Below are 25,242 nucleotides of genomic sequence, written 5' to 3' on the forward strand. Positions count from 1 at the left end.
ACACGCGATGTCCCTGCCCTTCCAGGATTCCGCGCACGAACTTCCAGCACCAGCCGCCGTGGCCGGTGCCGTGAACGAGAACGAACGTTATCGTATCCAGGCTCAGGAAGAACGGGCGGCGGCCAGGAACAGGTCGGCACAGGCCTGCGGTTCGGTCACCATGGCGTCGTGACCGGTCTTGAGTTCCACGTAGCGCCAGTCGGGATGTTCCTGCGCATGTTTGGCGTGGTTCTTCAGCCCGCTGCCCGGCATGGCCGGTTCGGTGCATTCGATGAAGGTGCAGGGCACGCCTTCCTCGCCGCCGTTCTCGAACTTCACCGGGTCCAGCCAGCTCTTGATCGGATGTGGAGTAATGCGCCGCTCCACCCATTCCACAATGTCGGCGGGCTCCGGCGGAATTCCGAACATCGCCGCGGAAAAACCCCTGATGTAGTTGCCGTCCGGCGCGATTCTGCGCAGTTGCTCCTCGTTGGCGCGCATGTCCTCCACGCTGATGTCCCGGCGCGCCGTCAGCAGGCTGTCGCCGTCGCGCGGAATGATGGCGTCCAGGTACACCAGGTGCCGCAGCCGGTCCTTGGCTCGGTCCGCCACGCCCGATATGACCAGGCCGCCGTAGGAATGACCCACCAGCACCACGTTTTCCAGCTCTTCCCATTCCAGCACGTTCACGATGTCCGTGATGTGCATGTCAAGCCCGATATCGGGGTGCAGCAAATGGGACCGTTCGCCGCAGCCGGTAAGCGTGGGCGTGTACACGCGATGCCCCTGCTCGTGGAGAATGTCGCGCACGAACTTCCAGCACCAGCCACCGTGGCCGGTGCCGTGGACCAGGACGAACAGGACACTGTCCTCAGGACGCTCATGCGCGCCCGCGCCCTTCAGGCCGGCCGCCGCTATTGCCGCCCCAACAAATGCTCTTCGTGTAGCCGTTGGCATATTCGCTGCTCCCCTATGAGCGGCTGCGCCAGACCAGCCATCCGGTCATCAGGGCAGCCTGCGTCCAAGCCGAAAGCGTCGCTATAACGACACTTCCGGTAGATTGTTCGATCGAAATAGGCGAGAACAGCAGGTACAGCTCAAAGTCTCCGACCACGGCGTCCGCGCCGGCCAGGGCGCCGGGCAGGAACAGCCCGAGAACCAGCCAGGAGGCCAGCGCGGCCAGCTCCGGCCAGCGCTTTACCCGCCCGGCCAGCACCAGGAACAGGATGCCCATGTCCCGCACCAGGAAACCCAGCAGACCCACCGTCCAGAAATTGAGCTGCACGTAGCCAAGTTCGTCGTATTCCGAGAATGCCCCTGTAACCAGGTGCACCGCTACGGTGACGGTCGCCATCAGAAGTATCAGCAGCCAGGCCGGTGCGGAGACAAGGCTCGGCGCGGCGAGAAACTCCCGCGCCCGCCGGCGGTCCACACGTTCCGCCACACCCCAAAGATATGCGCTTGCAACCAGGACCAACAGCAAGGCCGCGGTCGCGATCCGGCCGGGCCCGTAACCCGCCTCGATCAACACGAAATCCGCGGCGTTTCCGGCCGCATAAGCCGTTCCGGCCCACCACAGCCCCAGGCCGAGGCCGACCACCACGGCTTCGACTGCGAAGCGGCCGCCGCTCAGGGTTTCGCGGGCCGCACACCAGCACCAGCAGGTGGCAAGCGCGACGAATACAAGCCCGCCGAGCGCCCAAAAGGCGTCGTTGTCCATCGGGAGCAAGCCAAACCACATTGGCGAGCCGGGCATGTCCCGTGCCAGCCCTCCGGTCAATCCCTCCTTCAGGGCCGTCAACGGGCTGGTCAGAAGCAGCGACAGCAGAATGGCAACGACGAACGACCGGCCGCGAGCGGCCTTCGAGCGGTCACAATTGCGGATTGCCAGCGCCAGGGCGAGAAAACGCGCGAACAGGTTGGCGCAAACCATCAGCCATGCGTCCAGGGGGAAGCCCTCGCGAATCACCTGCTGAATTTCCCGGACCATCTCCTCGGGCGGCCCGCCAAGCAATGGAACGCTGTCCGCCGGCATGTACACACCGAGACCCCAGCAGACGAGCGCGCAGAGCGCCGCCAGGTCCGTGAGGGCGGTGGAACCGAACGCCTTTCCCAGCATCAACTGGGCCGGGCTGAGCGCACTCATGCGCTGGCGCTGCCAGGTATGGCGATTGTGTTCTTCCGCTATGGCGCCGACGATGCGGATTGGGGTAACGACAAGGCTCAGGACACCGAATGCAAGAGCTCCCGCACGTCCCAGGGCGCCCCAGTCCCAGGCCAGTTGGATGCACCAGGCCACTCCCACCGAAAGAAGCAGCGTGATCGCCAGGCGCAAACGGGTGGCCTCGGCGCGCCAGCCGCGCAGCAGTTCCGGGTTTACGCGTGCAAGCAATTCAGTCATGACTGGCTGTCCGCGCCTGTTCGCGAACCTGGTGATACACGTCCCGCAGACTGCCCGGAGACAACCCGCTCTGTTGGGGCAGCGTCGCCCCTTCCTGCATCACGACCAGGTCGGTCGCGTACTCCTCCAGTTCCGCCAGGATGTGAGAGGAAACGAGCACGGCCCGGCCGCTCTCCCCCAACTGTCCCAGTCTGGCGGCCAGGCGCTCGCGGTGATCCGGGTCCAGACCGGACGCCGGCTCGTCAAGCAACAGCAGCGGAGGACGGGAAACCTCAACCTCGGCGATCGCCAGGAGCTGCCGCTGCCCGCGCGAAAGTGAGTCCAGTTCCATATCCAGGAGGTCCGCGACCATGCACTCTTCCGCCACCTGTTCGATCGCTTCGCTACGCGCGGTCGGCGACAGCAGTTCGGGGAATGCCGGCGCCCGTGACTGAGCGGCGTATTCCATGCTCTGGCGCGCCGTCAGCCCGGAGTACAGGCCATAGTGCTCGGACAGAAACCCGGTCCGCGCCCGGTGCCGGCGCAAATCCGCGCGTATATCGCCATCTTCACTGCGTACGGAACCCGCCTGCGGTTCGAACAAGCCGGCAAGGCAATGGATGAGCGTTGTCTTGCCGGCGCCGTTTGGGCCTACCAGCGCGACGATCGAGCCGGGCGCAACCTGCAACTTCGCCTGGGCAACGGCCGGCCGGGCCTGCCCCCAGTAGCTGTAAGTAACGTTGTCGGCTAGCAGCATATCGGTCGCAACTCAATAGGCGGCGCAGGCTCCGCAATAGTAGTAGAAGCCGCGCGGATCATTGAGCTGCGCGAGCTGGTCCAGTTCGGCGTTCAATATCTCTCGCGCCTGCTGGACCGCGTCCATGAACCGGTCCGGTTCCGAACGAATGCCAAGGCGGTGCCTGAGCCTCCCCCAGCGCAGCTGGAAGAACTCGTTCAGGCCGGTAAAGAAGGGCCGCTTGCGCTTGATCCGTTCCACGCTGTACTTGCCCTCTTCCAGGCCGGCCAGCCCCGCGGCGCTTTCGGCCGCGTCTTCCAGCGTGCCGATATGGTCAACGAGGTTGATGGACGCGGCATCGGAGCCGATCCAGACCCGGCCGCGGCCGATCCCGTCCACTTCTTCGAACGTCAATCCCCTTCCCTGGGAGATGTGGCCCACGAACCGCTCGTAGACCCTGCCGATCTGCGCATCCACCTGCCGGCGGAGGCTTTCGTCCAGGTCCGCGCCGATACGCCCCTGTTCCGACAGCGGCGTCGTTCCCAGGCCGTCCTCGGTAAATCCGATGCGCTCCAGCAGTTTGGGTGCGGTAAAGAACACCGCGCCCACGCCGATCGACCCGGTAATGGTTCCCGAATACGCCCAGATTTCGTCGGCCTCCGCGGCCACGTAGTAACCGCCGGATGCCGCCACGCTGCTCATGGAAACCACGACCGGCTTGCCCGCTTCGGAGACGGTCGCGACCGCGCCTGAAATCACTTCGGAGGCGAACGCGCTGCCCCCCGGGCTGTCCACCTGCAGCACCAGGGCTTTGATCGAATCCTCCTCGGCGGCATGGCGGACCAGCTTGGCGATGCTGTCGCCGGCGGCGGCGCCGGGACCGGCGCTGCCGTCAATGATGGAACCGGCCACCACAACCACGCCCACCTTGTTTTCGTCGTCGGAGTACGGCGGGTTCTCGCGGTCGGCCACCGTCAGGTAGTCGGCGAACCCGACCTTGTTGTATTCGCCGTCCCCGGAATCGCCGAAGCGCTCCTTCATGTAGTCCGCGAAGGTCTCATCGTTGTGTATCGCATCGATCAGGCCGGCTTCGAGGTTAACCCGCGCCAGGTCGCCCCCCGCGGCCTCCAGGGCCTCGGTCAGGTTCGCCGCATACTGGTCCAGCGCGTCCGCGGCCAGCTCCCGCGCCTCGGTAACCTCACTCTGATACTCGCCCCAAAGCGCGCCCAGCCACTGTTCCGCGCTCTGCCGGTCCTCGTCGGACATGTTGTTGCGGAAATAGGGCTCGACGAAGGACTTGTACTCACCTATCCGGAATACGTGCGGATCGATGCCGAGTTTCTTGAACATTTCGGCGTAGTACATCCGCCAGCGGCCCATGCCCCGGATGTCCACTCCACCGTAGTCATGCACGAACACCTCGTCCGCCTGGGACGCCAGCAGGTAGCCGCTCTGTCCGTACCAGCTCGAGTAGCTGACCATGGGTTTGCCTGACTCGCGAAACTCGCGCATCGCCGCGGCGATGTCCTGCAACTTGGTGAAACCGCCGCCGGCCAGGCCGTCGATGTCCACCAGCACGCCCGCGATCCGGTCGTCCCCGGCGGCGTGCCGGAGCGCCCGCACCACGTCCCTTACCAGCGTCTCGGGCGGCGGATCGTCGTTCATGCGCAGCAATTCCAGATCAAGCTCTCCGGCGCTGAGTTCATGCACCAGCACTCCCGATGGATTCAGGAGCAGGACGGTGCCGTCCTTGATATTCACGGGCGTCTGGCCCGATCCCAGCGCCGCCAGCATCAAAACGAACACGAAGATCATCAGGACCAGGTGGATGACCTTGCGAAAACCGTCAACACCCGTCCAGATAGCACGAAATATCTTCCCGATCATGAGTTTTTACTCCTCAGAATTGCGGCGCCTAGTGTACCGGATACGCCCCGTCAGGCGCCGGTATAGCGGACGCGGTAGACGACGCCGCGGTGGTCGTCGCTGATCAGCAGATTGCCGTCGCTATCCTCGATGACGTAGGCCGGCCGTCCGAGCGTCTCCTCGCCGCGCAGCCAGCCCTCCGCGAAAGGCTCGTAGCTCACGACCTCATTGCCTTCGAGCTCGAGCATCATCACCCGGTAGCCGATCTTCCTGCTGCGGTTCCAGCTGCCGTGCTCGGCGATGAACAGCCGCCGCTTGTATTCGGCGGGAAAGGCGTCGCCGGTGTAGAACGTGAGTCCCACCGGCGCGGTGTGGGGCCCCAGCTCCTGCGCCGGCGGCGTAGCCGAAGCGCATTCGCCCAGGGCCGCCCATTTCGCGTCGGGTTCGGCGATGTCCGTGCCGTGACAGAAAGGGAAACCGAAGTGCATGCCCGGTCGCGGAGCATGGTTCAGCTCGCACGGCGGAATGTCGTCGCCCATCAGGTCCCGTCCGTTTTCCGTGAACCAGAGTTCGCCGGTTTCCGGGTGCCAGGCCAAGCCCACGCTGTTGCGCACACCCCGTGCATAGACCTCGCGTTCGCCGCCTTGCGCCGGAATACGCTCGATCGTCGCATAGCTGTCGCAAACGTTGCAGGGCGCGCCCACCGCCACGTACAGCCAGCCGTCGGGCGCAAAGCCCATGGCCCGCCAGCCGTGATGCCGGGCGGTGGGAAGGCCGTCATGGAACACCCTGGGGGTGATGCCCTCCCCGAGCCGCTGTTCGATGTTCTCGTATTCCAGAATGCGGTGAACCTCCGCCACGAACAGCGAGGAACCGCGCACCGCCACGCCGTTGGGCAGGATCAGGCGCGAGGCAAGTTCGATGGTCTCCTGGCCGGGGCCGCCCGGATTACGCACCGCATAAACCTTTCCGACGTTGCGGGTGCCCACGAACAGCGTGCCGTTCTCGCCGATCGCGAGCCCGCGGGCGTTCCTGAGACCGCTCACGTACTCCTCGATCTCGAAGCCCGGCGGCAAGCGGATTTCGCTTAAGTCAAAGTCCGCGTGCGCCCCGCCGGCGGCGAACGCGAGCACCGCAGGGGCGCACAATGCAAGGGTTGTTTTCCGAATCATGTTCCGATCATCCAGAGAGAAAGCGAGGGCCAGAAGGCGATCAGCAGCACTGCCGCCATAAGCACCAGCAGAAACGGCAGGCTGGCCAGGTAAACGCGAACGATCGGCTGCTCGAACCGGTAGCTCGCAATGAACAGGTTGAGGCCCACGGGGGGCGTAAGGTAACCCAACTGCATGGTCGCCAGGAAAATGATGCCCAGGTGGACCGGGTGCACGCCGAACTGGGCGGCAACCGGGAGGAGCAGCGGCACCACCAGGACGATGGCGGAGAAAATGTCCAGGAAAGCGCCCAGGATCAGCAGGAATACCAGAAGGGCCAGCATGAAGGTCACGGGCCCGCTCACGACCTCACCGACCACGGCCAGCAGCCGCTGGGGAACCTCGGCGTCGATCATCAGGTTGGTGGACGCCAGCGACACGGCCAGGATCAGCAGTATCCCGCCCACCAGCGTCATCGAATCGCGCATGATCAGCGGCAGGCGCGAAAGCGGGATGGCGCGGCGGATGAACACTTCAACGATCACGACGTAGAGCGCCGTGACCGCCGCCGCCTCGGAAATCGCAAAGTAGCCGGAATAGATGCCGCCCAGCACAATGACCGGCAACGGCAGCTCCCAACCCGCGGCCCTGACCGCGCCGGCGACCTCGCGCCAGTCGAAGCTGGAAAGCGGCCGGCGCTCGCTGCGGTTGACCCACAGGCAGTACGCGGCAAGGAGAACGATCATGGCCAGACCGGGCAGCACGCCGGCCCTGAACAGCGAGTCGATGCGGGTTTCGGAGACGACGCCGTAGAGAATCAGCGGCAGGGAAGGCGCGAACAGCAGCCCCAGGCTGCCGCCGGTGGTGACCAGCCCAAGGGAAAAACCCTCCGGGTAGCGCGCCTGTTTCAGCGCCGGATAGAGCAAGGCGCCCATCGCAATGATGGTGATGCCGGATGCGCCCGTGAATGCCGTGAACAGCGCGCATACGGCCAATGCGAAGACCGCCAGGCCCCCGGGCATCCACCCCACCAGGGCCTCGCTCAGGCGCACCAGCAGTTTCGGTGCCGGGCTCTCCGCCAGCACATAGCCGGCGAAGCAGAACAGGGGAATGGCGACCAGCGCGGGCAGCGTCGCCACGCCCAGTATTTCGATGGCTATGGAGGCCAGGGGGATGTCCGCGCTCAGGTAGCCGAGCATCGCTCCGCCTGCGATGACCGCGAAAAGCGGCACTCCCAGTATGGCCAGCAGCCCCAGAACAAGCCAGTGCATGAGCTCAATCCGCCTTGGGAGGGCCGGCCGTTCCCGCGCCCCCGGCGAGGCGCCCGTGCCGCAGCAGCGAAACCATGTGAGCCAGGTGGGCGCCCGCCATCACGGCAAAGGCGACCGGCAGAATGGCCTCAAATGCCCATCGCGGCAGATCCCCCAGCGTGGTTTCGCCATAACTCATGGTGTCCAGCCAATAGGCCCCACAGATCAGGAACAGCGCCATGCAGGCGACCAGTGCGAAAAACTGCGCCGCCACGCCCACCCACCTGCGGGCCGATTCCGAGAGTACCTGCGAGAGTGCGTCTATCGTGATGTGACGGCTGCCGAAGCTGGCGGCCATCGCGCCCAGCAACGCAATCCAGAGCACAAGCCATTCCAGCAATTGCTCGCTGTACGGAATCGACATGCGAAAGACGTTGCGCCAAAGGATCTGCGCCGCCGCCAGAACGAGCATGGCGCCCAGGAAAGTGGCCAGCAGGCCGGTCAGCAGCCGCCCGGCCATCTTTCCCGCCCTGCCCGGCACTGGATACTCGCGTCAGCGCCAGTGCGGCACGTGGATCAGCCGGATCCCGATTCGCCGCGGAAATCGTGCAGCGTCTGCATGATTTCTTCGTGCATGTCGCGTGACATCCCCGCTTCACGCACCAGTTCGGGGTAAATCTGACCGAATGCCTGGCGCCAGCGGAGAACTTCGTCGGACGTCGGAGCCAGGTATTCGAGCCCGGAATTCTTCAGCGCCTGCCCGGCTTCCAGGTTGTCCTGGGCGTCGCGACGGTCAAGCTGGGCCGACAGCGCGCCGAATACCTGGCGCACTATCGCCTGGTTGGGCTCCGATAGCCGGCCGAAAGCCCTCTTGTCCATCGCCAGCAGTCCGAAGGCGAATACCACGGGGAAGTCCGTGACGTAGCGCAATCGTGTGTGCCACTGCAGCAGAATGGCGCCCGAAGGCGGCGTCACGATGACCTCCACCAACCCCGTTTGCAGCCCGACCAGCACGTCGGAGATCGGAAGCTGGACGGGAGCCAGGCCCACCGAACGCATCGAGCGCAGGCCGATGTCGTCGCCCTCGGGCACCCAGATCTTCAGCCCGCGCGCATCCTCCAGCCGGACTACCGGATTCTTGCCCGACATGATGCGGGCGAAGCCCAGGCTGCCGAAGCCGAAAGTCTCGTATCCGCTGTCGAGCAGACCATCCGCCAGCACGGGGTCAAACCGCTCGCGCACGAACAGCATCTCGTCGCGCGAACGGAACAACAGCGGAAGCCCGTACTGCAGCACGTCCGGATATCTGCCGGCCAATGCGCTGGAAGTCAGCACCGCCCCCTGCAACTGGCCGACGCGGATCTTGCGCAGCACCCTGAGGTCGTCGCCCTGCGTGCCGCCGCCGTAGAACTTCACCTGAACCTGTCCGCCGGTGCGCTCGCGGATTTCCGCGGCAGCGGCGCGCATGTCCCGCATCCAGGCCGACCCCTCGGGCGTAACCGTCGCGATCTTCAGCGTCTGCGCCGAAAGCGGAGCGGCCGCCAGCAGTGCCGCCAGCACCAGCGCCGCGGGCTTAAACGGACCGGACTCAGAAGTAATCATCGGCAGTACTCAGCAATTCCCGGGCGTCGGCTTTGGCAAGATTGTTGAAAAGCGTAAGACCCGGCTGTTCGGCGGGAGCCTCGAGCACCTCTTCAAGCAGCCTGTCATGCAGTTCGCGATCATAGAGCAAGCGGGCGCAGTTTCTCGCATATTCCACCAGCACGCTCAGGTCCTTGCGTTCCGTCAAGCGCAGCGCCTCGTCGAAATTCCGTATGCCCGCTTCCGGTTCGCCGCCCAGCGAAGCCGGCCGCAGGCATTGCAGGACGCCCATGTACATGTGCGCGCGCCCGCGAATGTCGGCCGGCGCAACATCCAGCAGCCGGTTCAGCGCCACCTGCAGCCGCGGAAGCCGGGCCAGCGCCTCGTAGTCGCCGCGGGCCTGGACCCACGAGAGGTACCCGATCAGGTAGTCATAGAGGGCCTGCGCCTTCGCGGCGGGATACGCGCCGATCCGCGCCTCGTATTCCTCGAAACCCAGTTCCTGCACGCCGCAACCCGCCCTGTGGGCCGCGCACAGGGCCCTGCGACCGTAACCGTAGGCTCGCTCGGTCAGCTTGTGGGCACGTTCGGGATCGTTGACGAATACCACGCCGTAGGCGGCGTACAACTGCGCGGCGGACCCCAGGACCGCGGGGCCGGCATCGTCGCCGGCCAGACTGTCGATCAGGATGAGCAGCGTGGGAGTAGCCTCGCGAACGAGTTCGGGGTCGTCGTGACCGAGAACGGCGTCACCGAGTTGTTCGGTCAGGCCGCTGGTGGCGGATTGAATCAGCGATCCGCAGCCGGAAAGGCCTATCGCAACAACAGCAAGGGCCAGGCCCTTAAGCCTCATAGCTTCTCGCGAATTCTCGCGCTCCGCCCGCGCCGCTGTCGAAGGTAGTAGAGCTTGGCGCGCCTCACGTCGCCGCGGCGCTTGACCTTGACCCCGGCGATCATCGGGCTGTGGGTCTGAAACACCCGCTCGACCCCTTCGCCGTGCGAAATCTTGCGCACGGTAAAGGAGGAGTTGAGTCCCCGGTTGCGCTTCGCGATCACGACGCCTTCGAATGCCTGCAATCGCTGCCGCTGCCCCTCGCGCACGCGCACCTGCACCACCACCGTGTCGCCCGGAGAAAAATCGGGCAGGTCGGTGCGGAGTTGCTCCGCTTCAAGTTGTTCAATGAGGTTGGTCATCTTTCGCGTCTCGTATTTTAATGTCGTATTCCGCCTGGAACTCCGCCAGCAGCCGGCTTTCCCGTTCATCCAGGTTCCGCCCGGAGAGCAATTCCGGCCGGCGCGCCCAGGTGCGGCCCAGCGACTGCTTCAGGCGCCACGTCCGCACCTGCTCGTGATCACCGCTCAGCAGCACCTCCGGCGCCTCGCGGCCTTCCACCACGGCGGGCCGAGTGTACTGCGGAAAATCCAGAAGGCCAACGGAAAAGGAGTCTTCCTCGGCCGAACGATCATCCCCCAGCGCCCCTGGCAACAGCCGCACCACCGCATCGATGACCGCGCAAGCGGCCAGTTCGCCGCCGCTCAGGACGAAATCGCCCAGCGACAGCTCCTCGTCGGCTTCCAGTTCCACCACCCGTTCGTCGATCCCCTCGTAGCGCCCGGCGACCAGGACCAGGCCGGGGCCGGACGCCAGTTCCCGTGCGCGCTGCTGGGTAAAGCAGCCGCCCTGCGGAGTGAGGAAAATGACCGGCGCGCCGCCGGGCGCCTCGGCGCGGGCGGCCCTTACGGCCGCCAGCAGGGGCTCGGGGCTCAGGACCATGCCGGGACCTCCGCCGTAGGGACGGTCGTCCACGCTGCGGTGAGGCCCGGCGGCGAAGTCCCTCGGGTTCACGCACCGCAAACTGGCCACGCCGGCTTCCAGAGCGCGGCCGCAAACGCCCCCCTTGAAGGCGTTCAGCACCATCTCCGGGTGCAGGCATACGGTAGTAATTTGCATCGGGGACCTGCCGCGCTCCAAGGGACTGTCCGCAGACCCTAATCCGCCGGGTCCCAGTCCACGATCAGCTGGCGCGCCTGAAGGTCAATCTCGCGGACCCGGCTGCCCTGCACGAAGGGGATCAACCGCCTGCGTTCACCCTGCACGATCAGTACGTCATTGGCGCCGGTGGCCATCAGTCCGTGCACCCGCCCCAGAAGCCGGCCTTCCAGGTTCAGCACATCCAGGCCTTCCAGGTCGGCCCAATACCACTCATTCTCGCCGGCCGGGGGCAAATCCGCGCGATTCACGCGGATTTCCGCGCCGCGCAGCGCCTCCGCCGCATCGCGCGTTTCTACTCCGTCCAGCAGGCACTCCAGACCCCGGGGTGTGGTCCGAAAGCGCCGCAAGGTCATTTCCCTGCATTGATCGTTCACGAGCAGATTCCAGGTACGGTAATTCTCTAGTTGTTCCGGCGGATCGGCAAAGGACTTCACCCTGAGCCAGCCTTTCAGTCCCCGGGCGGCGCCCAGCCGGCCCATGGGAATCAGTTTCGCTTCCGGCGATCGGTTCTCCGGCTGGTCCGGCTCAGCCGGAGTCCTTCCCGGTCTCGGTGGCGTCTTCGCCATCTTCCTCAACGCCGGCGTCTTCCGGCGCAGCCTCGTCAGGTTCTGCCTCGTCGTCCGCAGCAGCCTGTTCAGATTCGGATTCGGCTTCGCCCTCGCCTTCCGCCTCGTCCGCGGCAGCTTCTTCAGCTTCTTCAGGAGCAGCGGACTCTTCGGCGGTTACTTCGCCCGCCGCTTCCGCCTCGGCGGCAGTCTCTTCGGCTTCGCCGGCCTCAACTGCGGGTTCGGCGTCCGCCTCGGCATCCTCTTCCACGGCGGACTCTTCCGCAGGCGCCTCTTCGGCCGCAGTTTCTTCCGCCGTAGCCTCTTCCTCCGGGGCTTCCTTCGCAGCGGCTGCTTCCTCGGCCGCCTTCGCCGCCAGGTCGCCTTCCATGCGGCGCCGGCGAATCAGTTGCCGCACCCGCTCGGAGGGCTGCGCGCCCTGCCCCAGCCAGTAATCGACGCGATCCAGGGCCAGCTTCAGGGGCTGCTCGCCGCCGGTCGCGATGGGGTTGTAGAAACCCAGCCGCTCGATGAACCGGCCGTTGCGCTTGTTGCGCCGGTCGGTAACGACGATGTGATAGAAGGGCCGCTTCTTGGCCCCATGCCGGGATAGCCGTATGCCTACCATTGAAAAGTGATCCCGCGGCCGCGCCGCTCGCTAAACCCGCGAATTGTACCAAAGATGGCGGCACAACGCCTTCCCCAGAGCGCCATCGCCTAACGTAGCCTTTCGACCAACACCGGCGTTTCTTGCGCGTCGAGAATGATGACCTTGGCAACTTGCTCGGAAGGAACAGGCACGCGAGTCGCCCAGGCTCCCTTCTGGCTGTGCGTGATGGCCGCCAGGCGCAGGCGTTCGCGGTATATCTCGCGGCCTGACGCGCTTTGCAGCGTGAAGAAGTAATCCCCGTCAACGGGCGGCTTGCGCGCCGGCATGGTGCTGCGATCCACGTAATCCAGCGTCCACATTCCCCACTCGTCCACGCTGCCCCCGAACGCCAGACTCGGCCCCGACGGCTCCTCCTCTTGCGCACGGCCCGGCAACACGCTGCCAACCGCTGTCTCGGCGCGATGTGCGAATGCCTCCTCGATGCGATATTCCAATGCGTTTTGGTAGTGGTAGTCGGAAATAAACCGGGGTGAACAATAGGCCATCAAATCGAAGTGTTTTTCTTCCGATTCGTCGCTGACAAACTTTTCGGCACCCGCCAGCCAGCCTCGCCGTGGGCCTAGCCCACCTTCGTCGTAGGGGTAGTCGGGATCGGTGTTCTTGATGTTGTATTCACCCAAGCAATCCCAAGGGGCGTGCAGCAGTGACAGATTGTGTCCGATCTCGTGCGCGGGTGTTGTGTTGCTGCAATCCTCGAACGGATGTTGCACCGCTACGTTGCCGGGGATCAACGCGCGGCCACAAAATCCGTCCTCCTCGGATTCGAGAAAGACGCCGTAGTAATACTCGGCGGCTTGCGCATTTCGGTTCCATTCGCGGTGCAGGAAGTCCAACACCGTTTTCGTATTTGCCGTGCGGTTGGTAAAGCGCAAGGTATTGCCAACACGAGCCTCATGCCTTCCGACGGGCAGCAAGTCGATCACGCTCTCCATGTAATCGTCTGTTTCTATGGCAGGCGGTGCTCCGGCGTCCGTGCGAATCGGGAAGAACACGATCTTTAACGTAGGCAATTGCCTGCCGCCGCCGAAGCGCACCCATTGCGCATTGTTGTCTTCCCGCGTTTCGTCAAGGCGGTTGTCCTCGTCCACGAAGAACTGGATGCGGTGAGACGGCAGGTAATAGTCGCCGACATCGTAAACACGCTCCGTCGTCCATTCCCCGCTGCCGGTCACGGTGGTCTCTTCACGGATGCTTTCTAGCGATTCCTGCAGTACTTCTTCTTCCACGTCCTCCGCCTGCGCTCGAAGATCAGGAACGGTGGATGTTTCGTGCGTGATGGCGACGGCTACCGCCGTTTGTCGGCCAGCGACTCCACGGACATGCTGCACGCTTCCGGTGCGCTCATTCCACTCCCAGGTCATCACCCCCTGAAACAATTGGATGCGAGTCATGCGGGCGTCCCCTGCCTGACATCGCACATCCCAGCCCACTTCGGTCGAGACGCCATCGACCTCCAAGACCAATTCCGCCTCGAAGCGTTCTTGGTCACGACACGAAACCTCTAACTCCGTCTCGGTCGGCTGGTCCATCTCCACGTCCCCAGAGTTTGGCGTCGCTGTCAGTTCGCTCCGATCACTGCGGATGGAGTAAGGCACTGCACCCTGTCCGTCCCAGCTCGAAGTAGCCCGCCAGCGAAAGTCGGAATCGGCGGCTTCCCTCGGATTGCCCTTCGCCAAGGCCGGGGCGCGCTCGATGTCCACGGTTACAGGCGGGCGCTCACACTCGATGTCAACGCTCACCGTCTGAGTGTTGCTGCCAGCGGTTACCGTGATCGTGGCCGTGCGTGTTTCCGGCGCTGAGCAGTTAAGCTCTACGGTGATTTCCGAGCCAGCAGCGGCGGCCGTGCCGCTGGTCGGCGAAACAGAGAGCAGGTCGGTGTCGGAACTCACCCGGTAGCTGAGCGTGCCGCCCGTGGCGCGAACGCTAAACGCCTCGTGCACCGCGTCCCCTCCCAAGGTCGCCGTAAGAGACAGGCTGCTTGGAGATATGCTGAGGGATGGTGTGGGTGGGCCGCTTCCATTGCCGCCACCGCCACCACAGCCGCACAAGAGCCAACACGCGCTGGCGACGTAAAGTGTGGTGGACTTCAACAAAGGTTTTTCTCCAATTTAGCCTGATCCCGGTTTAGGCACGGCCCAGGCGCGGACTGAGGCGGGCCGTATGCGGCGCCGCGACCTGCGAGGAAGCCAGGGCGCCCAGCAGGTCGGAAAGGTCCTCCATGCGCCGTGACACCAGGTGGATGACGTCGTTTTCCCGCTGCACTTCGCCGCGCACGCCCAGCAGGATGGACGACATCAGCGTATCACGATTGCATTCGAAAACATCGCGCCAGACCACCACGTTCACGACGCCGGTTTCGTCTTCCAGGGTGAGAAACACGACGCCTTCGGCGCTTTGGGGCGCCTGCCGGACCAGGACCAGGCCGGCCGCCGCGCACAGGTCGCCGTGGCCCGCTTCGGCCACCATCGCCGCGGTCCCGTACCCCAGTTCTCCCAGTTGCCCCCGGGCAAAGGCCAGCGGGTGGCCCTTGAGACTCAGGCCCAGCGCACCGTAGTCGCGCAGCACCCGCTCGCCGGGCGGCTCGATCGGAAGTCGCGCGGACTCCTCGTCCGGCAACTCGTCAAGGCCGGCGGCGGAAAACAGCGGCAATGGCCTGCCGACCGGCAGCCTTTCCACCTCCCACAAGGCGCGCCGTCCAGTCAATTCCATGGAAGAGAAGGCATCGGCGCGCGCCAGGCAGCGCAGCGCGCCCTTGTCCAGGACCGCCCGCCGCCTGAGTGAAGGAATGTCCGAGTAGCCGCTTCCCCTCTCCGCCACCAGGCGCTCCGCCGCCGCGGCGCCCAGGCCCCGCACCTGCCGCAGACCCAGCCTCAGGGCAGGCCGCCCGCCGCCGTCCGTTGTCAGCGTGCACTCCACGTCGCTCGAATTGACGTCCACCGGCAGGACGTTCACGCCATGTTCGCGAGCATCGCGCACGATCTGGGCGGGTGCGTAAAAGCCCATCGGCTGGCTGTTGAGCAATGCGCAGGCGAACACCTCCGGATAGTGGCGCTTGAACCACGCCGAGGCGTACACGAGGATCGCAAACGAGGCCGCGTGGCTTTCGGGAAACCCGTACTCGCCGAAGCCCTCGATCTGGCTGAAGCAGCGTTCGGCAAATTCCAGGGAATAGCCGCGGCCCGTCATTCCGGCAACTAATCTCTCGCGAAACGCCTTTACCGTTCCGGTGTTGCGGAACGTGGCCATGGAGCGGCGCAGGGCGTCCGCCTGCGCCGGACTGAAACCGGCGGCGACCACCGCGATCCGCATCGCCTGTTCCTGGAACAGCGGCACGCCCAGCGTGTTGGCCAGGACCCTGCGAAGTTCCTCCGACGGATATTCCACCGGCTCCTTGCCGTGCCTGCGGCGCAGATACGGGTGAACCATGTCGCCCTGTATCGGGCCGGGGCGAACGATGGCCACCTCGATGACCAGGTCGTAGAAGCAGTGCGGCCGCATGCGCGGAAGAAAGTTCATCTGCGCCCGGCTCTCCACCTGAAACACGCCCACGGCGTCGGCGCGGCAGAGCATGTCGTACACCTCGGGATCTTCGGCCGGTATGGACGCCAGCGTCAAAGGCCGGTCATGGTGCCGCGCGAGCAGGTCGATGCACTTCCTGAGACAGGTGAGCATGCCCAGGGCCAGCACGTCCACCTTGAGCATGCCCAGGTCGTCGAGATCGTTCTTGTCCCACTCGATCATGGTTCGATCGGCCATCGCGGCGTTGCCTATGGGGACTGCCTCGTCCAGCCGCCCGCTGGTCATGATCATTCCGCCGGGGTGCTGGGACAGATGACGCGGGAACCCGACCAGCTCCGCGGCCAAGGCCAGGGCCGCCTTCAGCCGCGGGTGTTCCGGATCCAGGCCCAGGGCCCTGAGGCGCGCCTCGTCGGGCCAGCCGCCGGCGCCCCAGATCCGGCCGGCCAGGGCATCCAGCGTCGCATGCGGCAATCCCAGCGCCTTGCCGGTCTCGCGCAGCGCGCTGCGCGGCCGATAGTGAATGACCGTGGCGGTCATCCCCGCGCGCTCCCGGCCGTAGCGCCGATACACGTATTGAATGACCTCTTCGCGCCGCTCGTGCTCGAAGTCCACATCGATGTCCGGCGGCTCGCCACGGTCGCTGGAAATGAAACGCTCAAACAGAAGATCGATCTTCTCGGGATCCACCGCGGTAATGCCCAGGCAGAAGCACACGGCGGAATTGGCCGCGCTGCCGCGGCCCTGGCAGAGAATGCCCTCTTTTCGGGCATGCCGGACCAGGTCGTAGATGGTCAGGAAATACGGGGCGTAATCCAGTTCGGCGATCAGCTTCAGTTCGCGCGAAACCATCTCCCGGACCCGCGGAGGAATCCCTTCCGGGTAGCGCTCGGCCGCCGACTCCCAGGTCAGGCGCTCCAGCCATTCCTGGCGCGAATAACCTTCGAGGACCTGCTCTTCGGGGTACTCGTAGCGCAGTTCGTCCAGGCTGAAGCGCAAGCCTTCCGCGATTTCCAGGCTGCGTTCCACGGCGTGTTCGCAGCCTTCGTAGAGGTTCAGCATTTCCTCCGCGCTTCGCAAATGGCGTTCGGCATTGGCTTCGAGCCGGAACCCCGCGGTATCGATGGTCACGCCCTCGCGCACGCAAGCCAGCACGTCGGCCAGCGGTTTGCGGTCCGGCACGTGCATCCAGGCGTCCGCCACGGCGACCAGCGGAATCGACCATTGCCCGGCGATGGCCTCAAGCCGCTTGAGCCGGCCTGCGTCCCGGCCGTCGAAGCAAAGCGGCGCGGCCAGGCCCACCCGCCCGGCGCCCGCGTTGGTCAGGCGGGACAGGCCGGGAATGTCATTCGGATCGCGCGGCGGAACCACCAGCAAGAGCTGGCCGGCGGCATGCGCGCACAGTTCCGTGAGGCTGAAATCGCATTCGCCCTTCGCCGCGCGGCGCTTGCCGAGGGTAAGCAGCCGGCACAGCCGTCCCCAGGCCGCGCGGTCGCCGGGATAGCAGAGAACGTCCGGGCCGTCGCGGGGCTGAAGACGCGCCCCGGGCAGGAAGCGGATACCCGCTTCGCGGGCCGCAACGTGGGCCCGAACCACGCCCGCGACGCTGTTGCAATCCGCCAGCCCGATCGCCGCAAGGCCCAGTTCGGCGGCCCGGGCGACCATTTCCGCCGGGTGTGAGGCGCCGCGAAGAAAAGAGTAGTTGCTTGCCGCCGCCAGTTCGACGTAGGACGGCTTCATGGGTCAGCGGGTCAGGCGGCCAGCGCCTGGACGTACCATCGGGAGGCCTCATCGGCGGGCGGCTGTCTGAGGAACAGGCACAGGGAGCGCCCCTGCTCATCCTCCACCAGCCAGTATTCGCGGCCGCCGCGTTCCTCGCTGCGCCACCACTCCGCCAGCACGCGCCCGGGACCTTGCGCACGCCGCAGCGACAGCCGCTTGCGGCGCCAGCGTATCCAGGCCGGCGGGCCGCCGGCCGCCGCAGCGGCAGCCTCCACGGGCTCGGCCTGCTCCAGCAACAGCAGCGGGGCGCGCAGGGCTTCGTGCGGCGCCTCGAATCGATGCTCCGGCGGCGGGCTGTCCAGCGCGGAGACAAAACGCCAGCGCCGCTCGGGAAGATAACTGTCTTCCGGCGTCGGGATGCGCACGGCATCGGCGCCCAGGCGGCTGCAAAGCCGGTCCACCAGGCGCGCGAAATCGCCCTTGAGGTTGCCCGCGGAGGCTCCGGAAAGCCAGTCCGCCTGTTCGGCCATCACGTCTTCGGTGTCGCGGGCAACCAGGCTGACCGCGTCGTAGCCCACTCCGCGCTCCCTGCCCGGCGCGCCCGCCTGCAGTTTTTCGTCCAGAAGTTCGGCCAGCTGCGGCGCCGGCTGAATGAGCCGGGCCGTGCGCAGGCCGTACGCCGCGCATTTGCCGTCCGAGCGGTGCAGGCGCAGTTCGAAACGCCGCGAACCCATGCCCGCCGCGGCCAGCTGATCGCAAAGCCGAACGGCCAGTTCGGCAACCGCCGCGGCAATCGCCTGCCGCAGCACCACGGGACTTTCAAATTCCATCCGCGCCTTGAATGTCCTCGGCGGCGGCAGGTAGTCCAGGGGCTCGGGGGCCTGGCCCGCAGCCTGCTTCAGGCGCAAGGCCGTTCCGGCGCCGAACCTGGCCTGAAGGGACTCGGAAGGAATGCCGCCGAGAGCGCCGATCGTGTCCAGTCCCAGTTCCCGCAACAAGCCGCAATCCTCGGGGTCCAGCCGCAGCGCTTCGACCGGCCATGCGGTCATGGGCTCAAGACCGCTGCCCGGCGCAAGAATGGTCACGGGCTTCGAAGCGGCCCGGGTTCCGGCCCAGGCGGCGCCGGGCGTGTCCGCCAGGCAGATACGTCCCGTTTCACCCCGGTCCTCAAGCTCGGCCAGAACCTTGCGAAGCAGCCGGCGTTCTCCGCCGAACAGGCCGATGGAGCCGGAAACGTCCAGGAACAGGCTGTCGCCGGGCGCCAGCGCGATCCTTGGGGTGAAACGCCAGCAGGCATGCGCCAGGCGCGCCAGGCGTTCCGCGAGCAATCGCTGCGCGGACTCAGCCGGCGGCCCGGACGGGGTTCGCTCGTGCAGGCGATGCAGCCAGACGCAGGCGATTCTCATGCTCGCTCCATTCAATGTTCCAGGCGCCGGGCGTCCAGCCGGGGGCCCGCTCCAGGCCCACGCGCCAGTTTCGCGCGCCGGGCAGTTCAAATCCGCGCCAGGCGAGGCCGGAAGGCGCGCTGGGCGCCGGTTCCACCCGCCAGCGGGTCTGCGCCGAGGTAGCTTCGCGAATCCGGGCGCCGCGCGCCAGAAAGATCCTCGATCCGTTGCGCAGCGCCCGTAGCGACAGGCGCCGCGACGCGGTAAATCCGTAATGCCGCTCCGCTCCGGGCAGGCAGCCCACTACCGCCAGCAGGCCTGGGCAATCCAGCGCCTGCTCCAGCGCCCAGAGCAATTCGCGCTCGTTCTCCGGCTCGACGAAAAGCACGTTGCGGGGATTCAGCCCGATGGCGTTCAGGCCCTCGCCGCAAGGCATGCCCCAGCGGCGCGTGGCGGCGCTCGTCTGCACCCATACCAGGCGCCCTTCGGCGGCGCCCGGCAGGGACGCGGCGCCGCACAGGAGCAGCGACAGCGCCGCCGCCCGGTTCGCGCCCCGCTCTCCCAAAAACTCGTGAACGCCGGGCCGTTCCAGCGCCGCCAGCGGCCATCCCCTCTTCTTATCGCGCAGGCTCTGCTCTACCATCTTCGTATTCGTTCAACCGGGCCGCCAAGTTTAGCGCCCCGGGAAGCTCTGCCACCGTAGCCGTTATGTGCTGCCCTCGCCTTTTCCCTCCCCGTCCTATCGGGGAGACGCCATCCTGGCTCGATTCTCGCTGTCCCTGCTTCAACGCTCCCCGATAGGACGGGGAGGGAAAAGGCTTTAGCTGCTAAGGGCCGTTGAGGCGGAGTTCCCTGGCGGCGGACAGCAGGTAGTTGCGCGCCTGCGGGTTCTCCAGCCCCCGGGCCATGCCCTCAAGCGCCCCGGCCTTGCGCTCGGCGTGGCGCATCTCCAGAGGCTCGATCAGCATCAACTGGTCCGCGAGGTAGGCCGCCCAGCGGTAGTCCCTAAGCAGCAGCGCGTTGTCCAGCGCCTCGTCCAGCGAGACACCGCCGGTAGCCAGCTCGTGCAATCGCCAGGCCAGCGTGCGCGGGGCGAGCGGCGCCAGGCTCCCGGGTTTGCCGTCGAACCAGCCCATATGGCGCGCGTAGACGGAGCGTACGGCCCAGGCCAGGGTGCCGTGCGACTGCGCCAGGACCGGACTGGAGGCCAGATTCGGGGGCAGACGGATTGCAGCGGCCAGTTCCCCGGGGTCCAGGCCCGCATCGATTCCCCTCAGGGTCTCGTCCAGGACGAAACGAAGCGCCGCGGCATAGTCGGCCAGCGCCCGGTCGATCGCGGCCGCGCCGAACAGGGGCTGAAGGTGGCCGGCAATCAGCACTTCGGCCTTCTCCGCCCGCATCCGGTCCAGGCTGCGCGCCCACTGCTCGAAATCCGCCGCCCGGTCGCCGATCCCGTCCAGGTCGCCGGGAAAGGCCTGGTAGAAGTTGCCTCCGGCAATCAGCACCTTGCGTTCGGGCAGCCAGACGTAGAGCTGATCCTGGGTCTCGCCGGGAGCCGCGACCAGCTCCACCATCACACCGGAAATCCGCAGCCGGTAGCGGTCGCCGTAAAACAGGCTGTCGGGAGGCAGGTAGCGATCCCCCGTATCCTCTTCCGCCGGCAGCGGGTCGATCACCGCAACGGCGCGCTGCTCCTGTCCGAGAAGAAGGCCCTTCTGCCGCTGGCGCCGCTTTCGCGCCTCCACGCCGGTCACGCTGCGCCTGAGCCTGAAGTTGGAGCGCGCGTACACATTGGGTGCGAAGTAACTTCCGGTGAACGCCGCCGCGCCGGCCACGTGAGACCGGTCGCCGTGGGTATAGATCACGGCGGCGAAAGGCAGTTCCACGCGTTGCCGGTAGGCGGAGGCGGCCCTTTCGGCCGCGGCTCCGGAGTGGTGCGCGTCGACCAGGATGGCCGCGTCCTCGCCGGCGATCAGGGTGGAGTTCGACGGGCCGAAGCCGGTTGCCAGGTAGACGCCATCGGCGACCTCGATAACCTCCCCGGCCCAGGTGCGCGGAGCGGGAAGAAACGCCAGCGCTGCAAGGACGGCGGCAGCGCGCGCCCGCCAACGGACGTCGATCATTCGGGGTTTTCGAGCACGCGCGATACGGAAAGCCAGGAACCGACCGGAATGATCATCGATTGCAGCCTTTTTTCGGTTGCGATGCGCCGATTGAAGACCTGGATCCCGTAGGCCGGATGGTCGGGCGCCAGTTCCTTGTGGCCCTCGCCGAAACAATTGGTGTTGTCCCCCAGGATCAGGCCGCCGGGCCGGGTGTGCTCAAGGGCGAAATCGAGCGCGTCGGAGTAAATCTCCTTGCCCGTGTCGATGAACACCAGGTCGTAGGGCCCGTGCTCGGCCAGTTCGGGCTGCACGTCCAGCGCGCTGCCCAGTACGATGCGGACCCGGTCCTCCACTCCGGCGCGGCGAAAGTTCTCCCCGGCGACTTCGGCGTGCAGCGGTTCGAACTCGTTGGTCACCAGCAGGCCGCCCGGGGGCAGCGCGCGCGCCAGCCAGATACCCGAATAGCCGGCCAGGGTGCCGAACTCCAGGATCCTGCGCGCGCCGATCAGCCGCGCGAGGAGATTCAGCGCCTGCCCCGTTTCGGCGTTTACCGAGATGTCGGGCATGCCGCGCGCGACCGCCGCTGGCATGATCCCGGCAAGCAGTTCGTCCTCGTGGTCGAACAGGCTGCGGCGGTAGGAGTCGAGGTCGGGATAGGCAGTCATGGGCTGGCAATCTTGCGGGCACGGCGTAGTATATCGGCCAGCCCAAAAAGGAGGATCGAATGGCCACAGCCGCAGAGAAAAAGCGCATCGTTGAGGATTTTCTGAAGCGCTGCAACGACTATTCCGACAACAAGCTTCGGAACTACCGCGCGGCCCTGACAGGGGCGGATGACGAACAGGACCTCGCGATTCAGGACAGGATCAGCCATTGGGTCGCGTATCGCGCGTTCAATGAACACGCGATCATGGAGCTGAAAGGCTCGGAGCTCGACGACTGGTTCGACGATGACTGAAAGCCTCGACACCGGCGCGTTCCGCCGGCACGCCCACGAGGTGGTGGACTGGATTGCCGACTATTTCGAGGAGGTGGAAGGATTCCCGGTGCGCTCGCAGGCGCAACCCGGCGACCTGCTTGCCGCCCTGCCGTCCAGCGCGCCCGAACGGCCCGAGCCGATGGAACGCATCCTGACGGACTTCCGGCAGTTGATACCGCCGGGCATGACGCACTGGCAGCATCCGTCCTTCTTCGCGTTTTTCCCCGCCAATTCCAGCCCTCCATCGGTGCTGGCGGAGATGCTGACCGCGGGCATGGCGGCCCAGTGCATGCTGTGGGAAACCTCACCCGCCGCCAACGAACTGGAAGCCCGCATGATGGAATGGCTGCAGGAGTTGCTCGGCCTGCCGCGCGGCTGGCGGGGGGTGATCCAGGATTCCGCCTCGGGAGCCACGCTGTGCGCAATGCTCGCGGCGCGCGAGCGCTCGAGAGAGAACACGGTGGTCGACGGGCTCGCGTTCTATACCTCCGACGAAGCCAATTCCTCGGTCCACAAGGGCGCCCGCATCGCCGGATTTCCGCTGGACTTCATCCGCAGCATCGACACGGACGAGCATCAGGCAATGAAGCCGGATGCGCTCGCGCAGGCGATCGAGGCCGACCGGGCGTCGGGGCTGACTCCGGCCTGCGTCGTAATCACCCTGGGCACGACCGGCACCGGCGCGATGGACCCGATGGCGGAGATCGGCGAGATATGCCGGCGCGAGAACGTCTATCTGCACGTGGACGCCGCCTGGGCCGGCAGCGCCCTGATACTGCCGGAATACCGGCGCCTGCTGAACGGCATCGAGCATGCCGATTCCTTCGTGTTCAATCCGCACAAGTGGATGTTCACCAACTTCGACTGCTCGGCGCACTTTCTAAGGGACCCTGAATCACTGCAGCGTTCGCTGTCGATCAACCCCGTCTACCTGCAGAACACCAGCGACGAGCAGATCACCGAGTACCGCGATTTCGGCATCTCGCTGGGCCGCAGGTTCCGCGCATTGAAGCTGTGGTTCGTGATTCGCTCCTTCGGCGCCGAGGGCCTGCGCGAAAAGATCCGCTCGCACATCGAGTGGACCGGCGAACTCGCCAGGGAGATCGAGGCCGCCGAAAACTTCGAACTGGTTACTGGCCCCAACCTCGCCCTCATCACCTGGCGCTATGCCCCCGGCGGCGTAAGCGGCGCGGCGCTGGACGAACTCAACGAGCGCTTGCTGCAGGCGATCAACGAGGACGGCCGCCTGTACCTGACGCGCGGTTCGGTGAACGGCCGCATGGTCATCCGCTTTTCCGTCGGCCAGACCCGCACCGAAGCCGAGCATGTGCGCTCGGCCTGGAAAACAATTCAGGAAATCGTATTAACTATCTGATAAGATAGTTAATTATCTGAAAAGATTCTAGCTATCTTAAAAAGATGGCTAGTGCTGTTCGGCGGGTTTGCCGATATCGGCAGCCGGGCGCTTGCGTTTTCTGCTGGCGGCCTTTTTCTTCTTCTTGCCCGTCTTGCCCCAACCCGGCGGCGGGGTAGGTTCCTCCCCGTCCATGATCTCGCCGATCTGGAGCTGCTCGATCGTCTCGTATTTGAGCAGCGCGTCGGCCATGGCGTGCAGAAACTCGATGTTGTCGACAAGAATGGTCCTCGCACGCTCGTAGGCGGTGTCGATGATCTCGCGCACTTCCTTGTCGATCGCGTGCACCGTGGCATCGGACACCTGCTTGTGCTGGGTGACCGTGCGGCCAAGGAACACCTCGCCGTCCTCCTCGCTGTAGGTCAGCGGGCCCAACCGGCTGGACAGGCCCCACTTGGTGACCATGTTGCGCGCGATTGCCGTGGCGCGTTCGATATCGTTGGAAGCCCCGGTGGTCACCGCGTCCTTGCCGAAGATCAGCTCCTCGGCCACGCGTCCGCCGAACAGACTGGTGATCTGGCTGGTCAGGCGCTGCTTCGAATGGCTGTGGCGGTCGACTTCGGGCAGAAACATCGTCACGCCCAGCGCGCGGCCGCGCGGAATGATTGTGACCTTGTGCACCGGATCGTGCTCGGGCACGTTCAGGCCCACGATGGCATGCCCGGATTCGTGATACGCGGTGAGCTTGCGCTCCTCGGGGCTCATCACCATGGACTTGCGTTCGGTGCCCATCAGGATCTTGTCCTTGGCCTTCTCGAACTCCTCCATGGTCACGGACTTGTTCCCCACCCGTCCGGCCAGCAGGGCCGCCTCGTTGACCAGGTTGGCGAGGTCGGCGCCGGAGAAACCGGGCGTTCCCCGCGCCAGCGTGCTGGCGGAAACGCTGTCGTGGATCGGGACCTTGCGCATGTGGACCTTGAGAATCAGCTCGCGGCCGCGAATGTCCGGCAGGGGCACCACCACCTGGCGGTCGAAGCGGCCGGGTCGCAGCAGCGCCGGATCCAGCACGTCGGGCCGGTTGGTGGCGGCAATGACGATGATGCCCTCGCTGCCGGCGAACCCGTCCATCTCCACCAGGAGCTGGTTCAGCGTCTGCTCGCGCTCGTCGTGCCCGCCGCCCAGGCCGGCGCCCCTATGGCGCCCCACCGCGTCGATCTCGTCGATGAAGATGATGCACGGCGCCTGCTTCTTGGCCTGCTCGAACATGTCGCGCACTCTCGATGCGCCCACGCCCACGAACATCTCGACGAAATCCGAGCCGGAAATGGTAAAGAAGGGAGCTTCGGCCTCGCCGGCGATCGCGCGCGCCAGCAGGGTCTTGCCGGTACCGGGCGGGCCCACCATGAGCACGCCCTTGGGAATCTTGCCGCCGAGCCGCTGGAACTTCGAGGGGTCCTTCAGGAACTCGACCACCTCGGCAACCTCCTCCTTGGCCTCCTCGATGCCCGCGACGTCCTCGAAAGTCACGGGGGTCTGGTCCGGGTTGAGCAGTCGGGCGCGGCTGCGGCCGAAGGACATGGCACCGCCACGGCCACCCACGCCGCCCTGCATCTGGCGCATGAAATACAGCCAGATGCCGATCAGCAGCAGGAACGGCAGCAGGTTGAGCAGGAAGGACACCCAGGCGCTCTCCGACTTCGGTTTGGGCGAATGCACCTCCGCGCCGCTTGCGGTGAGTTCGCGCACCAGTTCGGAATTGTCCGTGGAGGGCGGGCTGTAGGTCACGAATTCCTGTCCGCTGACCTGTTCGCCGCGAATCGTGCGGTCTTCCAGAATCTCGACTTCCTTGATCCCGCCGTTGCCCACCAGTTCGAGGAACTGCGAGAAATTGATCTCCTCGGCCTGAGTGCCCCGGTTGTTCAGGGGCTGCAGCAACATCATCAGGGCCAGCGCTATGACCAGCCACAGGAAGATATTCTTGGTGAACCTGTTCATTATCCGGCGCCGTCAGGCCGTACAACCATACATGA

23 protein-coding genes are annotated in these 25,242 nt (G+C 65.7%); 2 read left to right on the forward strand and 21 right to left on the reverse strand.

Translation table 11 applies throughout. The features are described from left to right. The 20 genes from F4Y72_02685 to F4Y72_02780 form a co-directional block, all read right to left on the reverse strand. Nucleotides 1-106 (reverse strand): alpha/beta hydrolase (locus F4Y72_02685; GenBank protein MXZ27192.1); only part of this gene is annotated, 106 nt, incomplete at its 3' end. After that, nucleotides 103-936, reverse strand: coding sequence for an alpha/beta hydrolase (locus F4Y72_02690; GenBank protein ID MXZ27193.1), 834 nt, complete (start codon nucleotides 934-936; stop codon nucleotides 103-105). The genes F4Y72_02685 and F4Y72_02690, both read right to left, overlap by 4 nt. A gap of 13 nt (nucleotides 937-949) precedes the next feature. After that, the gene (locus F4Y72_02695) at nucleotides 950-2,380 is read right to left on the reverse strand and encodes an ABC transporter permease (GenBank protein ID MXZ27194.1); all 1,431 of its coding nucleotides are present in this window, start codon (nucleotides 2,378-2,380) and stop codon (nucleotides 950-952) included. After that, nucleotides 2,373-3,116 carry an ABC transporter ATP-binding protein gene (locus F4Y72_02700; GenBank protein MXZ27195.1) on the reverse strand — a complete coding sequence of 248 codons (744 nt, stop codon included), beginning with the start codon at nucleotides 3,114-3,116 and terminating at the stop codon, nucleotides 2,373-2,375. The genes F4Y72_02695 and F4Y72_02700 overlap by 8 nt, the downstream gene beginning before the upstream one ends. Nucleotides 3,117-3,128: 12 nt before the next feature. After that, on the reverse strand, nucleotides 3,129-4,982 hold the full coding sequence (sppA, locus tag F4Y72_02705; protein ID MXZ27196.1) for a signal peptide peptidase SppA: 1,854 nt from the start codon (nucleotides 4,980-4,982) through the stop codon (nucleotides 3,129-3,131). 50 nt (nucleotides 4,983-5,032) lie between these two features. Then, complete coding sequence (locus F4Y72_02710; GenBank protein ID MXZ27197.1) at nucleotides 5,033-6,133, reverse strand: sorbosone dehydrogenase family protein; 1,101 nt, start codon at nucleotides 6,131-6,133, stop codon at nucleotides 5,033-5,035. After that, entirely contained in the window at nucleotides 6,130-7,383 is a 1,254-nt protein-coding gene (locus F4Y72_02715; GenBank protein ID MXZ27198.1) for a TRAP transporter large permease subunit, read from the reverse strand. Before F4Y72_02715 ends, F4Y72_02710 begins: the two co-directional genes overlap by 4 nt. A 4-nt stretch (nucleotides 7,384-7,387) precedes the next feature. Then, nucleotides 7,388-7,903, reverse strand: coding sequence for a TRAP transporter small permease subunit (locus F4Y72_02720; GenBank protein MXZ27199.1), 516 nt, complete (start codon nucleotides 7,901-7,903; stop codon nucleotides 7,388-7,390). A 35-nt stretch (nucleotides 7,904-7,938) separates the two neighbouring features. Next, nucleotides 7,939-8,964, reverse strand: a complete 1,026-nt coding sequence (locus F4Y72_02725; GenBank protein MXZ27200.1) for a C4-dicarboxylate ABC transporter — start codon at nucleotides 8,962-8,964, stop codon at nucleotides 7,939-7,941. Further along, the gene (locus F4Y72_02730) at nucleotides 8,951-9,796 is read right to left on the reverse strand and encodes a hypothetical protein (protein ID MXZ27201.1); all 846 of its coding nucleotides are present in this window, start codon (nucleotides 9,794-9,796) and stop codon (nucleotides 8,951-8,953) included. The genes F4Y72_02725 and F4Y72_02730 overlap by 14 nt, the downstream gene beginning before the upstream one ends. Next, nucleotides 9,793-10,137, reverse strand: a complete 345-nt coding sequence (locus F4Y72_02735) for a 50S ribosomal protein L19 (protein MXZ27202.1) — start codon at nucleotides 10,135-10,137, stop codon at nucleotides 9,793-9,795. The genes F4Y72_02730 and F4Y72_02735 overlap by 4 nt, the downstream gene beginning before the upstream one ends. Further along, complete coding sequence (gene trmD / locus F4Y72_02740; protein ID MXZ27203.1) at nucleotides 10,121-10,894, reverse strand: tRNA (guanosine(37)-N1)-methyltransferase TrmD; 774 nt, start codon at nucleotides 10,892-10,894, stop codon at nucleotides 10,121-10,123. The genes F4Y72_02735 and trmD overlap by 17 nt, the downstream gene beginning before the upstream one ends. Before the next feature lie 38 nt (nucleotides 10,895-10,932). Continuing rightward, nucleotides 10,933-11,415, reverse strand: a complete 483-nt coding sequence (rimM, locus tag F4Y72_02745) for a 16S rRNA processing protein RimM (protein MXZ27204.1) — start codon at nucleotides 11,413-11,415, stop codon at nucleotides 10,933-10,935. A 46-nt stretch (nucleotides 11,416-11,461) separates the two neighbouring features. Next, nucleotides 11,462-12,109: a 30S ribosomal protein S16 gene (gene rpsP / locus F4Y72_02750; GenBank protein ID MXZ27205.1), complete on the reverse strand. Its 648-nt coding sequence runs from the start codon at nucleotides 12,107-12,109 to the stop codon at nucleotides 11,462-11,464. A gap of 89 nt (nucleotides 12,110-12,198) precedes the next feature. After that, nucleotides 12,199-14,091, reverse strand: a complete 1,893-nt coding sequence (locus tag F4Y72_02755) for a hypothetical protein (protein ID MXZ27206.1) — start codon at nucleotides 14,089-14,091, stop codon at nucleotides 12,199-12,201. Nucleotides 14,092-14,275: 184 nt separating this feature from the next. Then, entirely contained in the window at nucleotides 14,276-17,407 is a 3,132-nt protein-coding gene (gene dnaE, locus F4Y72_02760) for a DNA polymerase III subunit alpha (GenBank protein MXZ27207.1), read from the reverse strand. An 11-nt stretch (nucleotides 17,408-17,418) separates the two neighbouring features. Next, on the reverse strand, nucleotides 17,419-18,795 hold the full coding sequence (locus F4Y72_02765; GenBank protein ID MXZ27208.1) for a DNA polymerase Y family protein: 1,377 nt from the start codon (nucleotides 18,793-18,795) through the stop codon (nucleotides 17,419-17,421). Next, nucleotides 18,731-19,417, reverse strand: coding sequence for a hypothetical protein (locus tag F4Y72_02770; protein ID MXZ27209.1), 687 nt, complete (start codon nucleotides 19,415-19,417; stop codon nucleotides 18,731-18,733). The genes F4Y72_02765 and F4Y72_02770 overlap by 65 nt, the downstream gene beginning before the upstream one ends. A gap of 184 nt (nucleotides 19,418-19,601) precedes the next feature. After that, nucleotides 19,602-20,897, reverse strand: a complete 1,296-nt coding sequence (locus tag F4Y72_02775) for an MBL fold metallo-hydrolase (GenBank protein ID MXZ27210.1) — start codon at nucleotides 20,895-20,897, stop codon at nucleotides 19,602-19,604. Beyond that, nucleotides 20,894-21,544, reverse strand: coding sequence for an O-methyltransferase (locus tag F4Y72_02780; GenBank protein MXZ27211.1), 651 nt, complete (start codon nucleotides 21,542-21,544; stop codon nucleotides 20,894-20,896). Before F4Y72_02780 ends, F4Y72_02775 begins: the two co-directional genes overlap by 4 nt. A gap of 59 nt (nucleotides 21,545-21,603) precedes the next feature. Between F4Y72_02780 and F4Y72_02785 the strand changes: the two genes are divergently transcribed. Beyond that, the gene (locus F4Y72_02785; protein MXZ27212.1) at nucleotides 21,604-21,837 is read left to right on the forward strand and encodes a hypothetical protein; all 234 of its coding nucleotides are present in this window, start codon (nucleotides 21,604-21,606) and stop codon (nucleotides 21,835-21,837) included. Next, nucleotides 21,830-23,233 (forward strand): aminotransferase class V-fold PLP-dependent enzyme, encoded by a 1,404-nt coding sequence (locus F4Y72_02790; protein MXZ27213.1) that lies wholly within the window; start codon nucleotides 21,830-21,832, stop codon nucleotides 23,231-23,233. Before F4Y72_02785 ends, F4Y72_02790 begins: the two co-directional genes overlap by 8 nt. Before the next feature lie 48 nt (nucleotides 23,234-23,281). Here the strand turns inward: F4Y72_02790 and F4Y72_02795 are convergent, their stop codons facing one another. Continuing rightward, nucleotides 23,282-25,207 carry an ATP-dependent metallopeptidase FtsH/Yme1/Tma family protein gene (locus F4Y72_02795; protein MXZ27214.1) on the reverse strand — a complete coding sequence of 642 codons (1,926 nt, stop codon included), beginning with the start codon at nucleotides 25,205-25,207 and terminating at the stop codon, nucleotides 23,282-23,284. Nucleotides 25,208-25,242: the final 35 nt, after the last annotated feature.

The organism is Gammaproteobacteria bacterium (genome assembly GCA_009838035.1).
Lineage (GTDB): Bacteria > Pseudomonadota > Gammaproteobacteria > Steroidobacterales > Foliamicaceae > Foliamicus.